General features: G+C 42.2%; 19 protein-coding genes. 5 read left to right on the plus strand and 14 right to left on the minus strand.

Going from position 1 to position 15,111, the window contains the following annotated elements:
• Positions 1 to 127 precede the first annotated feature (127 nt).
• From ACFE93_RS30715 to ACFE93_RS30740, 6 genes are all read right to left on the minus strand, one after another.
• Positions 128 to 529: a type II toxin-antitoxin system VapC family toxin gene (locus ACFE93_RS30715; protein WP_375479279.1), complete on the minus strand. Its 402-nt coding sequence runs from the start codon at positions 527 to 529 to the stop codon at positions 128 to 130.
• Complete coding sequence (locus ACFE93_RS30720; RefSeq protein ID WP_375479281.1) at positions 529 to 762, minus strand: hypothetical protein; 234 nt, start codon at positions 760 to 762, stop codon at positions 529 to 531. Before ACFE93_RS30720 ends, ACFE93_RS30715 begins: the two co-directional genes overlap by 1 nt.
• 123 nt (positions 763 to 885) lie before the next feature.
• The gene (locus tag ACFE93_RS30725; RefSeq protein ID WP_375479283.1) at positions 886 to 1,128 is read right to left on the minus strand and encodes a hypothetical protein; all 243 of its coding nucleotides are present in this window, start codon (positions 1,126 to 1,128) and stop codon (positions 886 to 888) included.
• A gap of 57 nt (positions 1,129 to 1,185) precedes the next feature.
• On the minus strand, positions 1,186 to 1,824 hold the full coding sequence (locus ACFE93_RS30730; protein ID WP_375479285.1) for a pentapeptide repeat-containing protein: 639 nt from the start codon (positions 1,822 to 1,824) through the stop codon (positions 1,186 to 1,188).
• Entirely contained in the window at positions 1,821 to 3,209 is a 1,389-nt protein-coding gene (locus ACFE93_RS30735) for a DICT sensory domain-containing protein (RefSeq protein ID WP_375479306.1), read from the minus strand. The genes ACFE93_RS30730 and ACFE93_RS30735 overlap by 4 nt, the downstream gene beginning before the upstream one ends.
• Before the next feature lie 112 nt (positions 3,210 to 3,321).
• Complete coding sequence (locus ACFE93_RS30740) at positions 3,322 to 4,914, minus strand: photosystem II high light acclimation radical SAM protein (RefSeq protein WP_375479287.1); 1,593 nt, start codon at positions 4,912 to 4,914, stop codon at positions 3,322 to 3,324.
• Positions 4,915 to 5,506: 592 nt separating this feature from the next.
• Here ACFE93_RS30740 and ACFE93_RS30745 point away from each other — a divergent pair.
• From ACFE93_RS30745 to ACFE93_RS30760, 4 genes are all read left to right on the plus strand, one after another.
• A complete protein-coding gene (locus ACFE93_RS30745; protein WP_375479289.1) occupies positions 5,507 to 5,902 on the plus strand; it encodes a DUF1830 domain-containing protein in 396 nt (131 codons plus the stop codon).
• Positions 5,903 to 6,045: 143 nt separating this feature from the next.
• Complete coding sequence (locus tag ACFE93_RS30750) at positions 6,046 to 6,507, plus strand: DUF4079 domain-containing protein (protein WP_334899333.1); 462 nt, start codon at positions 6,046 to 6,048, stop codon at positions 6,505 to 6,507.
• Between the two features lie 68 nt (positions 6,508 to 6,575).
• Positions 6,576 to 7,142 carry a hypothetical protein gene (locus tag ACFE93_RS30755; RefSeq protein WP_334845899.1) on the plus strand — a complete coding sequence of 189 codons (567 nt, stop codon included), beginning with the start codon at positions 6,576 to 6,578 and terminating at the stop codon, positions 7,140 to 7,142.
• Between the two features lie 46 nt (positions 7,143 to 7,188).
• Entirely contained in the window at positions 7,189 to 7,962 is a 774-nt protein-coding gene (locus ACFE93_RS30760; RefSeq protein ID WP_375479292.1) for an ATP-binding cassette domain-containing protein, read from the plus strand.
• Between the two features lie 72 nt (positions 7,963 to 8,034).
• Here the strand turns inward: ACFE93_RS30760 and ACFE93_RS30765 are convergent, their stop codons facing one another.
• Complete coding sequence (locus tag ACFE93_RS30765; protein ID WP_375479294.1) at positions 8,035 to 8,808, minus strand: response regulator transcription factor; 774 nt, start codon at positions 8,806 to 8,808, stop codon at positions 8,035 to 8,037.
• Between the two features lie 593 nt (positions 8,809 to 9,401).
• Here ACFE93_RS30765 and ACFE93_RS30770 point away from each other — a divergent pair.
• Positions 9,402 to 9,650: a DUF6761 family protein gene (locus ACFE93_RS30770; RefSeq protein ID WP_104907495.1), complete on the plus strand. Its 249-nt coding sequence runs from the start codon at positions 9,402 to 9,404 to the stop codon at positions 9,648 to 9,650.
• A gap of 347 nt (positions 9,651 to 9,997) precedes the next feature.
• Here ACFE93_RS30770 and grxD read toward each other — a convergent pair whose 3' ends face one another.
• The 7 genes from grxD to ACFE93_RS30805 all read right to left on the minus strand — a co-directional run bounded on the left by grxD (position 9,998) and on the right by ACFE93_RS30805 (position 14,657).
• Entirely contained in the window at positions 9,998 to 10,321 is a 324-nt protein-coding gene (gene grxD, locus ACFE93_RS30775; protein WP_335048898.1) for a Grx4 family monothiol glutaredoxin, read from the minus strand.
• 87 nt (positions 10,322 to 10,408) lie between these two features.
• Complete coding sequence (locus tag ACFE93_RS30780) at positions 10,409 to 10,666, minus strand: BolA family protein (protein ID WP_292859473.1); 258 nt, start codon at positions 10,664 to 10,666, stop codon at positions 10,409 to 10,411.
• 222 nt (positions 10,667 to 10,888) lie between these two features.
• A complete protein-coding gene (locus ACFE93_RS30785) occupies positions 10,889 to 11,497 on the minus strand; it encodes a hypothetical protein (RefSeq protein ID WP_375479296.1) in 609 nt (202 codons plus the stop codon).
• A gap of 644 nt (positions 11,498 to 12,141) precedes the next feature.
• Positions 12,142 to 12,900, minus strand: coding sequence for a lysophospholipid acyltransferase family protein (locus tag ACFE93_RS30790; protein WP_375479298.1), 759 nt, complete (start codon positions 12,898 to 12,900; stop codon positions 12,142 to 12,144).
• A 112-nt stretch (positions 12,901 to 13,012) separates the two neighbouring features.
• On the minus strand, positions 13,013 to 13,498 hold the full coding sequence (gene tadA / locus ACFE93_RS30795; RefSeq protein WP_375479300.1) for a tRNA adenosine(34) deaminase TadA: 486 nt from the start codon (positions 13,496 to 13,498) through the stop codon (positions 13,013 to 13,015).
• Between the two features lie 223 nt (positions 13,499 to 13,721).
• Positions 13,722 to 14,036, minus strand: coding sequence for a glutaredoxin 3 (grxC, locus tag ACFE93_RS30800; RefSeq protein ID WP_375479302.1), 315 nt, complete (start codon positions 14,034 to 14,036; stop codon positions 13,722 to 13,724).
• 48 nt (positions 14,037 to 14,084) lie between these two features.
• On the minus strand, positions 14,085 to 14,657 hold the full coding sequence (locus ACFE93_RS30805; RefSeq protein WP_375479304.1) for a DUF981 family protein: 573 nt from the start codon (positions 14,655 to 14,657) through the stop codon (positions 14,085 to 14,087).
• Positions 14,658 to 15,111 lie beyond the last annotated feature (454 nt).

A 15,111-nucleotide genomic window follows, 5' to 3' on the forward strand; every position in this document is an offset into this window, starting at 1 on the left:
TTATCCTCAAGGTAGACTGTACCTGTTGTCAAAATTTGAATTTGGAATTGCTGATATAAATGAAGTAAATTTGACAAATAACTCAAAAATTGCTTCTAAAAATATAGCGCTATTACCTATGTAACCGTCACCAAATTGTATTAACACTGGATAATTGAATTTTCTTATCTCGACTAATCACTGGTACTCCTAGATATAAGGCTGTAGCAGCAATAATGCGATCGGGTAAATCTGGTACTTGTGAGCGATTCACTAAGCGTAAAGCTTCGGCTATGTGCCTAGTAAAAGGAACTTCAAGCAGTACAGTATCAGTTGTGTCAACAGATGCAAGCAGGCGTTCAAGTGTTAGTGGAGAAATACGCCCTTTCTCACTCAGGTATACAATTTCGGCTAGCGTAATGGAGGAGAAAGCAACTTGATCTCCAGAAGATGCTATTTGGGCTATAGTATTTTGGGCAGTTGTTGATAATCGTGAATCGCCAAAAATGTACCAAATTACTGCATGGGTGTCAGCTACAGCACGCAGCATCAAATATCCTCCCGTGGAAAGCTAGCCCATTCTTCACTACGGGCTACATCAATTTCCTCTGTAGAAGGTGCGTTTCCTAAATCAGCACATAGCCCCCACAAGGATTGGCGGGGAAAAGTAGACAGTTTATCTGTTAACTCGCGTTCTATATCAGGAGTAATTTGTTGGATTAAACGTACTTTGTCCACAGTTGAAAGTTGCTTTGCTAGTTTTATGATTTCTTGTAGACTCACAAATTTTTACCTACTTCATCTGCAAAAATTTTAACAATAGCTAAGAATACTGCAAAACGGCAAAGCAGTGACCTTCGGATGAGAATAAAAACGATCACCATAATTCACCTTGCGCGATCGCACCTACGCCACATTTTTGACTGAGATAATTCCTTCACCACACCACTGGATCAGTAGCCATCTGTCAGAATCTTTATCCAGTGCTGGCTTAAGACAGAAATTAAAAACCTCTTGCCATACTTCTACTCCATATAGGGATACAAAATTTGCCTCCAGTTCTTTGAACTGTCCCCATTGCCGATTTGCGATCGCAGTCAACATGGGAATAATTGCAGTAATTGAGACTTGTGCGGCGACGGGTGTCATTCTGGGTAGTCCTCAAAAATACAAATAATCGGCACAGGTGGTTTTTTGGTGCAATTTTTACGCAAGCGTTTCTACTACTGTCCCCACGACACACGCCTTATTCAAATTAACGCCGCTCAAATTTGCACCTTCTAACTCTGCACAGAGTAAATTCGCTCCTGTTAAATTCGCCCCTGCTAGATTCGCCCCCCGCAAGTCAGCTTCTTCCAAGTTTGCTTCACTCAACAAAGCCCCTTGTAAATCGGTGCGACTCAAGTCTGCACCTTTGAGATTTGCCCCAGTCAGGTTTGCACCGCGCAAGTCAGCACTGCGCAAGTCTACACCTTGCAAGTTCACATTCATCAAATTAGCACCACTCAAGAAAGCACCCACCAATGACACATCACTGAGTCTTGCTCCCATCAAGTTAGCACCACGCAAATTACTACCCCGCAAGTCAGCGCCTGTTAAATCTGCTTGCATCAGGTTTGCTCCCATCAAGTTCGCGCGCAAGTCAGTTTTTTGGAGGTTTGCTCCCATGAAATTTGCCCCCTCCAAATGCCCACCTTCGAGCTTAGAACCAGCGAAATTAGTGCCGACAAGGGTAGCGCCAGCAAGATTAATTCGGCTTAAATCCAGTCGGGAGAGTTCCTCGTCTTCTAAATTAGCCCCTGGAAGTTGTTTGAGTTTTCCTAATTTAATGGCTTCAATATTCATGTAAAGTAACTACCAATCTCCTCACTAATCTTGCTGTGGCTATCCCATTGGGAATCAAGTATCCAGATGCCAGCGCTGAATTTGGGTGTCATCAAGGGTAAGTCAAGTCCCTGTTGTAAACCCATTACTAATAAAGCTAGGGTATCTACAAGTTTAGGGTCAAAGCGGGTAGATTGTTGCTGTCTGCACTCATCTAAAGCTTGAGTAAATATCTGTTCCCGGCTTTGATTTGACGATTTTCGCTGATTGACTCGCCACTGAAAGTCTGCCAATAATGCCAAAATTCTCGACTCTAAGGGAATTTCATCTCCAGCTAAACCTCCTGGTTCTCCTAAACCATTCCACCACTCAGTTTGGTGAGTAATAATTTGGGCAACGGCTCGCAGTCGTGGCATTGTTCGCAATACTTGCGCTCCTGGTATTAAAGGACAACAGGGGGCATCTTCTTGGTAGCGTGCCGATATATTACCAGAAGTGAGGACACTTTCTGCATTTTGTAATGGATCTATGCGATGCAACAAAGCCGCTAGCCGCAATCTTTTGATCTGCCATGCGGGAAGATCCAAAAGCTGGGCGATCACTTCAGCAAGTACGACTACTTCCGCAGCTGCCATTGGATTGTTGACATCTGCCATGTCCATCAATTGTGCCATTCGTAAAAATGCTTGGATTTCGTTAGAAACTAAGTTGCGATCCAGTGTTTGTTTCTGAAGCGCTACCGGGATGGATAAATTATCCTGTCCAGTCTGGAGGTAATCTACGACACGGAAGACCACTGAACCTAAATTTTGGGATCTCGCAATTGACGGTACAATTTGTTGTTTATCGGCTGTGAGTTTTTTCGCCAGTTCTGGGTTGTATTTTTTGATGTGAGCGATCGCTATTTCTGCTGTTTCTTCCACCAACTCTGGCTCAAATGTCCACAAACCATAGAATTTGCGCTCTAAGTCTGATGTCGGTACTCCAGCGTTGCCATAATCAGCCTCTGATAATTCTTGACAAATTACCATTGCTGTGTATTTTGGCGATAAAATAATTAAATGCCACTCTTGCGCTACTGGATCGCTTGGATCTAATCTTACTAAGTCTACATTGGGTAGCTGGCTGGTAGGATGTTCAACAAAGCCGGATTCAGAGGCAGCCATGATGGCAATTTGGCGGCTGCGTTGGGCAATGTCTGCATATCGTTCAGCTTCTTGTAGATACCATTTACCCTGTTGGAAGGCTGTGATCACTAGGGGTGTACCGTCGTCGGTTAAGATATGGTCTTCGAGAGCGTGGCACAGGGCAACTAAGGTATTTTTGTAATAAACACCGAATCGAATTGGCCTGGTGGTGTGGCGATGGGCTGTTTCAAGCTGTTGTAGGATTGAACCTTCTAACATGGGATTTGGTAAAAATAATCGCAGAGGCACAGAGAAGCCAGTGCGTTGGGCGGGTTTCCCGACTTTAAGCAACTGGCGCGATACAGAAGAGAAAAATTAGAATTCGTGTTTACTAGGATACACCTGCTAACTGTTTTTCTTTCGTTTCTAATGGTGCTGTCAGTGCTGCTTCTAAGTCAGCACAACCCAGCTTTTCTTCTAAGATTTTCATGACTTCGCGTCCGAAGTCGTTGGGGTTTTGTTGCCAAGCTTGTAAGCAGACTTCGCCGAAAAATGATCCAAGGGGTTCGGGATTCCAGAGAAGTTTTTTGGCTGTCCACGGCATCAAACTCATTGGATCGTACCCTGGTTTGAGGATGCCTTCTTTGAAAGCATATTCTTCTAAATGGGTATGGGGTTGTAGTCCAATAAAGAAAATGGCAGGTTCGACTTTATCAGCACCAAAAATCCGTTCTAGTTCGCGGTGGTAAGCGATGGTTTGGCGGATGGTTTCGGGACGTTCGTCAATCACGTTAAAGGAGTAGTTGACAGAAACTAAGTCGTTAAAACCAGCGGCTTTTAAGTCACGGCAGTTTTGCAAGACAGTTCGTAGGTTATACCCCATCCGCATTTTCCGCACGAGTTCTTGCGAACCACTGGTAATGCCGATTTCAAAATAGTTCATCCCGGTTTTCGCCATCAAGTCACACAACTGGGGTGTCAAATTGTCGGCTCTGATATATGCTGCCCAGTGGATATCTGTCATACCAGAATCGACGATTTTTTGCAATAGTTCTATGGCATCGGCGATAAATTTTTTTGCGGGGATGAATTGGGCATCGGTAAACCAGAAGTTGCGAATGCCGCGATCGTATAATTGGCGCATCTCCGCAACTACTTCATCTGCTGGGTTGATGCGTACTTGTTTGCCTTCGACAACAGTGTAGACGCAATAACAACAGTTGTGAGGACAACCACGCTTAGTTTGTACACCTATATAAAAGTCTTGCTCTTGCAGGTAATAGTTAAATTCCGGCCAGATGCTTTCGATATAGTCGTAATTACAAGCTGTTTTTTCTATTGGGGTAGGTTGTTCGTGAATTAGCCGTTTCCGTGGTTGAGTTTCTCCAGCAACGTAACAGCGTTCATCTCGAAAATCTCTGCCACTTAAAAGTTTTTCCAGCAGGGTTTCGCCTTCACCCACAGAAATAATCGTCCCTTGGGGTAAGCTTCTACCCAGTTGCTCGTAAAATACGCTGACTGCACCACCACCGACAACTACACGAGCATCAGAATTATATTTTTGGGCACGTTTTAAACCGCGTTTGATTAAGCTTTGGTTTCGCCACAACTCTACATAGTAAGCGATGAAGATTCGCAAACCACCTAATCCACCGCGTAGTTTCAATAGAGGATTCTTAGCGTAGTAAAATTCAAAGGCATTTTGTAGGGGGTTGCCACCACGTCCGCCAACTGGGGCATAAATTTGAATATCCCGCCAAGAAAATACTAGTAGTGTCGGTTTAAATTCATTAATACAGCGATCCAGAGCCGAACTGTAGTCTAAAGGTGGCACTGTTCCCAAATCAAAGATGCGCTGTTCAATATTAGGAAACTGCTTGTGGACATGATCGCTCAGGTAGACAACCCCAATAGGAAAGATGGGGTTACAAGGAAGCCGAACATAAAGAATTCGATTTTCTATCATCTGTGTTTTAACTTCCATCTTGCCAATCTGTGGAAAAAGCGAGAAAAACATCCAGTCTTAAAATGTGTGCTTGTTTTATTTGGTTTTATCGGTCGCAATCGTGCTTGACATTTCAGCCGATTATTGGTAATTCCGAATAAACTGCCGTTAGCAACTGCGGAAAACGCTAAAATTTCTATGCATAAAACATACATAGAATCTATAGAGAGCTTGATGAAGACATTTTTTCATATAGCTTTACCATAACATCGAGTTTATTCATTAAGCGATGATCCCCGTCGATTAATCCTGGGATAGATGAAACAGCAAAACTCACTTCCTCGCTATGCAAAAAGCAAGGGGATCGTTGTTATGTCAATTCCCCAACAATCTGTTTTAAGAGAATTGAAACTTTGATACCAGAAAAAAATATCTAAAACTTTTATTTATAGTGTATAATTACGAAAAAGGTGTGAATATTTACAAAATTTTCAGAACTAAAAATATATCTTTAGAGAGAAATAATCTACAACTACTCAGTTGGTATTCGCAGTTACAGCAACTGGGGATCAGTGGGTGCTAGGCTTGGCTAGTGTAATGTAAAATTGTGGCGTAAAGCTCCTCAGCAGTTATGGCTCAAATATTAGATCCTCTACCACCTGAGCAATCAGGAAAAATTCTCTGCTGCTACATAAATGCCACGAGCAAAATACAGGTAGCTCGCATCTCCAACATTCCCAACTGGTACTTTGAAAGGGTTGTTTTCCCTGGACAACGTTTGGTTTTTGAAGCTCCGCGAAAAGGTCAAGTGGAGATTCATACAGGGATGATGGCAAGTGCAATTTTATCCGATAAGATTCCGTGCGATCGCCTGATGCTCGAAGAACCCAGTACTTATGAGTTTGATACAGACTCATCAGATGGAAAAGACCCTATTAATACCAAATTAATGGTGCAGCAAATTAATACAACAATCGGAGATACTACAAAACCCTTGCAAATCCTTGGTCTCGCCTCGGTTGATTAAAAAAAACAATTTTATCTAAATTTAAGGGTTGCTAATTCAGCAGCCTTTTTTGTTTATTATTTATTGGGAATTGGGCATGGGGAATGGGTCATGGGGCATTGGTTATTCTCCTTGTCCCCTTCATCTCATCTACAATCAATCTTATGAATCTGCCTTCATTTCTTTGGTTGTGGAAAATAGCTGCCTGGTCAATGGGATTATCCCTGCTGGCATATCTGATGTTAGCAATTACCGGCGTTTGGATGTTTCGGGCGAGAACTTCGCAGCAATTTCCTTTTATTACCCCGTTTATGGGCGGAAATAAAGGAGTGCGATCGCTTCACTATACAATGGGCATCAGTATGGTAAGTTTAGTGCTACTGTTGCTAGCGATCGGCATTGTTGGCACTTTAGGGCACTTTGGCTCTTTAGGTCACTCGTCACACCTAATTGCTGGGTTGATAGTGGTAGCATTAGTTCTACTGTCTGCTTTCAGTGCGACCCAAATTAGTGCCAGACGACCTTGGGCTAGACCCTTACATATCGGCGTCAATATTATTTTGTTTATAGGATTTGCCTGGGTGTCCCTTACTGGTTGGATTGTAGTGCAAAAGTATTTACCGTGAACTACCATACACCAACTACCAGGGAGATAAACCTACCCTACAATGAAGAAAAGTATTGTAATTGAGCCGTGACAGCAAACTCAGCCAATATCTCAGCTTCTGTTTTTCATCTGTCTCCTTTGATTCGGATAACGTTGCTGAGTCTATACATAGCACTCACAGTCCCATTACCCTTCTTATCGCAGGTAACAGCTGCACCCGTACCTCCAGAATTATTGTGGATAGGGATTGGCATCGGTTTAGTTGCCTTGTACGCGGTATTAACTGAACAAGTAACAGTAGATGACCAAGGAATTCAGGTTACTTACCCCGCCTGGGTGCCTCGCTTTTTTCGTAAAGGCTGGTCTTTACCTTGGTCAGAGGTGAAAGAGTTAAAACCCCGCAGTACTGGGCAAGGAGGGCTAGTTTATTACTTCCTCAGCCAGGATGGGAAAGCTTATTTACTACCGATGCGTGTAGCTGGATTCGCCCGTTTGGTGCAAATTGTCCAAGTAAAGACGGGCATTGATACCACAGATGTTCGCCCTTTAGCACAGCCGTGGATGTACCTGATTTTACTGGGATTTACTCTGCTGCTACTATTAGTCGATGGCTGGGCGATCGCTACAGCTTTAACTACTGCACAATTAACTTAAAATTAGGCATGGGGCATTGGTTATTTCTCCGCACTCCCCACTCCCCGTGAATACAGCAAAAGCCACACTCAGGCTAGAGCAAGTTAATCTGTTTACGAAGCTGAAAACTCAACTTCCCGGCAATCAGCAGGGATACCCCATATTGCAGGATATTTCCTTAGAGGTATTCCAGGGTTCGCGCATTGCCATTGTAGGCCCAGTAGGCGCTGGGAAAACTTCGTTATTACACCTCATCAACCGCCTAATTGAACCCACGAGTGGTAAACTCTATCTAGAAAATCAAGAATATCGCCAAATTCCCGTCATCCAGCTACGGCAGATGCTTGTACTTGTATTGCAAGAGTCAAAACTGTTGGGGATGACAGTTGGGCAAGCCTTGGCTTATCCTTTAGTTTTGCGTGGTTTGCCCAAACAGACAATTCAGCAACGAATCGATTACTGGACAGAACAACTGCACATTCCCAGTGAATGCTTAGGGCGAACAGAGGTGCAACTTTCAGCAGGACAACGACAACTAGTAGCGATCGCTCGTGCCTTAGTCATCCAGCCTAAAATATTATTATTAGACGAGCCAACCTCTGCCCTAGATACTGGTACAGCTTCTCATCTAATGCAAGTCTTAATCCAGTTGAGTCAAACTTATCAAACCACGATTCTGATGGTCAATCACCAGCTGGAACTAGCCCAGATGTTTTGCGCTCGGTTATTACACCTGCAACAAGGTCATTTGTTTGCAAATCAAACAGCCTCAGAGATAGACTGGATTGAATTACGAAAAAGCTTAATTCAAGCAGCAGCTCAAGACGATTTTGGATTTTAAATTTGGCTTGATAAGGAGACAGAAGTCAGCAATCGTTATCTTACTCCCCGATGCCCGATGCCCAATGCCCGATCATACTTGACTACTAGTAAGTGTTGAACGTTGATTATTAAATCTCTCTCTAGTTAACTTTGTTGTCTGTGACTGTGAAATATTGGTATTCAAAATTTCCATGTTAAAACGGTATCCAACATTGCGGATAGTTTGAATCAAATTGGGTTGCCGAGGATCTAATTCAACCTTTTTCCGCAGCGATAAAACGTGAGTATCGATAGTACGAGGGTTATCGATAGCGTCAGGCCAAGCACGACGCAGCAATTCCGATCTACTTAGAGGTACTCCCCCAGCTTGTGCTAAAACGTACAGCAAACTGAATTCTTGGGGCGTTAAGTCAATGAACTCCCCTTGGAAGCGGACACGACGCTGAACTAAATCGATTTGCAAAGTGCCATAATCCAAATAAGCTGGTGCCGTAGGTGTGCGCTTCCGGCGAATCAGTGCTTCTACCCGTGCCAAAAACTCTTGCATTCCAAAAGGTTTGCTCAGGTAATCATCTGCACCCGCCTTTAAACCTGCGACTATATCAGCTTCACTATTACGGGCAGATAGCATTAAGATTAGAGGCTGCTGCTGACGATGCAACCAACGACAAAACTCAATGCCATCACCATCAGGCAGGTCTGCATCTAAAACTACCAGTGTTGGTTGATGGCTTAAAAATACTTCCCTTGCTTGATAAATACTGGCAGCTTGATGCACGCGGTATTCCAGTTGTTGCAAGTGCCAACCCAACAACGATCTCAGATGGGGATTCCCCTCAATGATTTCTATACAAACCGAACCCACGGTGGCAAGATCCCTTAGCGTTGATGACTTTCAAAGTAACAAGCCCATCTCTAAGGTTTTGTAGCCTTTGTTACTTCAATTGCGATTAACTTTACATTTCCTAATAAAATCAGTGTCAATATCTTTAACTTATGCCTTTATGCCTTGCCGATAGGCGATTATAAATATTATTAAATTTTTATTAAATTTTTAGAAAGTGTTGTTAGACTTATAAAAAGTTCTTTTAGCTTAACATTTTGCTTTGAGATGGGTGTTATATGACAAATATCTAGAACCCAACCAGCTAACCTTACTACAACAGCGTTTCAACTTGATGGTGAAAGTCGATTTTTTCGCAAAAATTTTTGTGCTTCTATCCAGGAATATAACATCAATACAATTGGGATGTTGATTATAAAAATCAAAAAAAATAACTTCGCAGCTAACTAGAATTGATGTTTTCTGGAATAGGATTAAAGAAGCTTGTAGCTGCTATGAGGGTACTACCCAAAGTAGATGTGTTGACTTTGAGTTAATGCCAAAGTGAAATTACACTTCACATTTGAGCGTGAATCATTTCCAATTCTCATTCCAAAGAGATTAATACAGCAGTTATGCTCCAAGACACACAAACCATCCGCTATTACCAAAGACTCACTGACGCCTTCGTCGAGCTATGGAATCGCGGTTATCGCACAGATGATATGCGGATGTATTTGGATGGATATCTAGCCGCACTGCGACATAGCAACGTCATTGAACCTTTTCTGATTCATCGCCTAGAAGAAGAAGCCAGCCGCTACTTGTACGATGGATCGAACTTTGCAGTCCCGCAACCACAGCCACAACCCGATTACTACTAAGTACCATTTACCTGGTCATTGATAGTAACCGTTAATTACCGCAAATAATTATAGCATATTATTTGTATTAGTCAACGGGTTGCCGTGGTGTGAAATTTTGGAGATATTGTATTGATTAAACGCATCCCCTCAGTCCTATATTGGTTTTGCCAATACGACTGAGGGGATTGTTGGCTAGCTATGAAACTAAGTTCAACAAAGAGTATTTTTGTCAGAAACCGATTAAAAAACCCTTGAAAGGGAAGAGAATATAGTGTCTCTCCTTTCAAGGATATTAAAAACGGCACATTGCTTTAATTGCTAAGGGCAAATTCAGCAGTATATCTCTTAGTTTGTGTAAAGAAAGATCAAGAAGCTAATGCTACTTCTACCTTTTGCTGCAATTCACCTTTTTGGTACAGTTCAATTAAGATGTCAGAACCGCCAAGGAATTCACCATTGAGATACACTTGGGGAATTGTGGGCCAGCTGGAGTATTCTTTAATACCTTGACGAATTTCCGCGTCTGATAGAACGTCAACCGTCTCAAAGGGAACTCCCAAGGTATTGAGAATCTGCACAACATTGTTGGAGAAACCACATTGGGGCATTAACTTGTTTCCCTTCATGAAAACTAAAATCTTGTTTTCTTGTACTAAGCTATCAATTTTGTCTTTGAGTTCTGGTGTCATGGTATTTATGTTTCCTATGTTGGATTCAACAGTGAAGAGTGAGTAGTGAGGAGTCTAGATTCATAACTCCTAACTTCTAACTCTTATTTACGAAGCTGCTGTTGCTTGCCAAGCTTCGGGAGTGTATGTTTTCACCGCCAAGGCATGAATCGCTTCAGTTGACATAGCTTGACCCAACGCACCATAAACTAACTGGTGCTGTTGCACTAGTCCTTTACCTGCAAAGTGCGATGAAACTACTGTCACCTGATAGTGGTCGCCGCCCCCAGTCAAGTCTTGCACCTGAACCTGTGCGTCTGGCAGTTCCGCCTTGATCATTTCCTCAACCTGTTGCGGACTAATCATCGCAATTCCTGAAAAAACTTACTTTTCTATTATTAACAGATATAGAGCAAATGCCTGTGCCAACTTCAGGCTTTGGCAAGGCTGTAGACAAAGGCGCCTCTGGGGTATATTGCTTAAGAACGCTGGGTCAAGGTTACGGCGGATAGCTCTATCCTAGCACTGGGGCGTTCCCAAGCAACTGTTTAGGAAAATGTAGGTAAAAAGAGCTAACAAAAATTTAATTTATTTTTTTGGGGATGAGGAGGATGAATTACCACCTTGTCTGGGATAAGGAGAATCAACAAAACCCAACTCAAACAACTGTTTATAGGCTTTCTGGCCTAAATCCCGCGTTGGGTTTTGACTCTTAATTATTTGAATCAACAATGGTACAGCTAATTCTGGCTGATTTTGTGCCCGATGTACCAATGCTAGCTGAAAAGTAGCTTCATCTCGCTTTTGGGCTGTTAATAGAGCTTTTTGACGCTGAGAATCAGAAACTCTGTTGTCAATTCCCGAAAAACTAGAATTTAACTCTTGATAAAAATTAGATAGCTGATTATAAACTTGACGTGCTTCTTGCAGTTTCTTGGCAGCTAAGGGGTAGTTTTGAGCAGAAACGGCTTGTTCTGCATCTTTTACTAAGCGATCGCCACCTGCAATGCTCAAAAGGCTGTTACTTTCGGTTATGGGGCGGAGATTATTAGGATCGTTGGGGTCAATGAGTTGTGGTTGGCTGGTAGTGCCTGGTGACTGTGATACCTGAGCATTCACAGGTGATAGCAGGCTAAGGACTGCTATAACTGATAAAACAGTACGGTGCATCAAGGTAACAGCGACAGCAGTGTTCATGGGATCAATTAGTGCGACAACTATATAAAAGAGTTATGGAAACTTCGGGTATCTTAACTCTGTTTTGGTCTTGGACAAAGCAAAGTTACATCCTAAGTATCTCTGATTTAGACTAAAAATCAGTTTAATAGAGTTCCCATTACCCCTGTATACCAACTAACTTATGTCGCTGTAATGAGCGATACCTACGGTGGAGTACGTTACCATCTGTCTGACTACCGACTTTCTTCCCCAATAATTATCTCAGCTTAACTAGAATATTTAGCAGGATAATTTTCCCAAAGCAGTACTTGAAGTATTTGCAATCGCACCAAATTAGTTCAGAATAGCGATATCCTCAGTCCGCGCTTCCCAACTTTTTATTTAACTGTCTTACTAAATAGTGAAAATATTTATCATCAAGCAATTCAGTAGTTTTCAAACAATTAATTAACTATTGGCTTAAAAAAATGCCAATTTGGCTGAATATATCATCAATAGAGGGTAATCTATATATGTATACATCCTCAAGGGTTGCAAAATACCACTAATCTTTTGTGACTTACTGAGGATGAATATGGCAGTTAGCAATTAGTGTCAAATATTGAAAAGGTGCAGTTTCTAAATTATGCACGGTCAATAATTAATTGTGAGGTTTGACTATTTCAAGAATTAGTAATTTCTGCAAATGTGTGGTTAGTAATTTTTGTTTCTTGATAGCTTAACTGTTGCAGTGCCTTTGCTAAATCAGTTGTAATGCTTTTGGCATCTTGTTTTATAGAGCCATTCATGTAATCCGCGACTTTGATTGGAGAGCCAATGTCAATACTCACATCTGTACCCCAATTGGGATAAGATTGGCTGTAATTAATGCCTATGGGTATAATTTTCACTCCCAGCCCGGAATGACTAGATTCAGCACTCAAAGCAAGACGGGCAATTCCTGGCTTTAATTGGTGAACTTGGCCATCACGAAAAATGTTACCTTCTGGAAAAATCACCAAGGTTTTATGCTGCTGAAGTAGCTCTACTCCATGTCGCAGCGTGCGGATTGACGGATGCTTAGAATTTACAGGAAACCCCCCCAAACGTTGGACAAACCAGCCTTGCAAACCTTGGCATTCGTCAATAGTCACCATAAACCGCAGGTCTTGTTCTCTGCGACAATCAGAGGTAGCGTAAGGTACGAGCAAAGCATCCCAACGCGCTCGATGAGTAGGCGCAAGGATCACAGGCCCAGTTGTCGGGATATTTTTTTGTCCGGTTATTCTAATTTGTCCAAAGAATAATGGTAATAGGCAGTGACGCCCTAATAAATATGCCAGAGGACTTAACCAAGGAGAAACCCTTGAGGTAGTGCTATCCACCTGAGAATTTGCCGGGGTGTGCTGGCAGGTATCGGATGAAGAGTAAAATTCCATCATGACGAATGCAGCTGATTGACGGGTAAAATTTAACGAAATGCCTGATTAGTTACACCGTAGATTCTCTTGCGTGACTTGTGTCGTACTAGATGGACAGTTTTACCTCTGTCCGTTATTTTACCCGACGCCGCTTAGTAGCAAACCAAGCCTGTAATTGCTGACGACAAGCTGACTCTAGTATGCCTCCGATTACCTGTAAGCGGTGATTAGAAGCAGCGCTATCGGGGATGTTAATAACTGTACGAATTGCGCCAGTTTTTGTATCGTCTACTCCATATACAAGTAATCCTAATCGTGATTGGACGATCGCACCTGCACACATTGGGCAAGGTTCGAGAGTTACATAAAGGGTGCATTCATTAAGATGCCAATTTTGTAAAGTTATTGCCGCTGTCTTGAGAGCGAGAATTTCCGCATGAGCGGTAGGATCTTTGTCGCGCTCTTTTCTATTTTCTCCTTGCGCTAGCAATTTGCCTGTCGAATCAATGATAACAGCACCTACAGGGATTTCACCTGCATCACCTGCTGTTTTTGCTAATTCTAAGGCATAACTCATCCATTGTTGATGTATAAGATATTCTGTATACTTAGTTAGCATATTCCGATCAATTCGATACTCCTTGCCCTAAAGGTGGGCAAACTTGCAATACATTTTACTGGCACTTTGTCAAGCTAGTAATAAAAATTTTGTAGTAAGTACTTTAGTGCTTAGAAAATTCAGGACTAAAGTCTTTACTACGAACTTGCTCACCGAGCAATTTAAAATCCAAAATTGCCCAACATCGCATCACCAAAGAAATTGTTGGGAGCTAATTTGATTTCTAAATAGCGGCTTGGGCTAAAAGGGGATCGAGTTTACTTTGTGTGTCTAGCTGATAGAGGTCATCGCAGCCGCCAATGTGCTGGTTATTGATAAAAATTTGTGGTACGCTACGGCGGCCGTTAGCGCGTTCTGCCATTTTAGCTCTGGCTGCTTCGTCACCGTCGATTTTGTATTCAGTAAAATTTACACCTTTCCACCACAGCAGTATTTTGGCACGAATGCAGTAAGGACAAGTTTGCCAGGTGTAAAGTTCGACGTTGGCTTTGACTCGCTCTGGATGGCGATTTAAAAGGGGATTAAGAAAGTCCAGCATATTGATTTTAAGCAAGGTTTTAACTATGTCTCTAGCCTAGATCATTGCTTACCGCATCGGCGCTGGAACCCACTTTTGGAAACCCTCTAAATGATTCCAATAAGCCAAATATCCAGTCAATGCCCAAATTAGAGCGGCTACTATTAGCACTGCTACGCCAATTAGTCGCCAAGTTCGGTTGGTTTTCCAATAAAGAGTTGGCGCTGCAAAAACACCACCTAATCCAGTTAAAATAAAGCCAATTCCCGATAAAAGCGGTTGCTTTGTCAAATTCAAGTTGATGATCCGGATACCGACTACGATCGCAACTGCACCAGCAAAGAAGCCGTAAATTGCGATTGTCAATAAATCCCAACCTTGAGCCAGGGCGATCGCAGCTGCCACAAACAAGATTCCAAATAGAACACTTGTCTCACCGTAGGCAATATTAAAGCTACCCATTACTGGCCAGGTGAAGCTCATGTGTAAACCAGTTGTAAGTGCGATCGCCCCAGTAATTCCAAATCCCGGAATCCACGGTTTTTGGTTAGAATTATCTATACCACGATACACATAGTCAGCGAGTAGAAATAACCCAGCTACCATATTGATCAACATGAGTGTGATGTAGTCGATAAACACGATTAACCTCTGAATTTGACAAGCTTTTTACTCTGCGCTTCGTTTTTTAGTTTTTAGTGAATTCACCAGATTTTTTTCTTTATTATTTTATACCTAAAGATAAACACTCAAGAAAAGCAATGTTCTAGAGATACACTGCTAGCCATTTGTGCTAGTTCTTATACCGTTTCTTTGTAAAGCTGCATATATTTACCCCTGGCTACGCCGTCCTCCCTTACTAAGGGTACCGTGTACACACAAGTCGAATTTCTTCTTAAATCCCAAAGATTACCTACTTAATCGCAGTGATGGTTAGGGTGGGGTAAAGCTAAAGCTAAAACCTTAGTAAATCAGGTTTGAGGTGAGGTTTTGAGAATTTATGCAATAAATATATTGAAATCGGGCGGTCGTTTATTGAATTCGGGCGGTCGTTTATTGAATTCGGGTGGTCGTTTATTGAATTCGGGTGGTCGTT

The organism is uncultured Nostoc sp. (assembly GCF_964247315.1).
Classification (GTDB): Bacteria; Cyanobacteriota; Cyanobacteriia; order Cyanobacteriales; family Nostocaceae; genus Nostoc.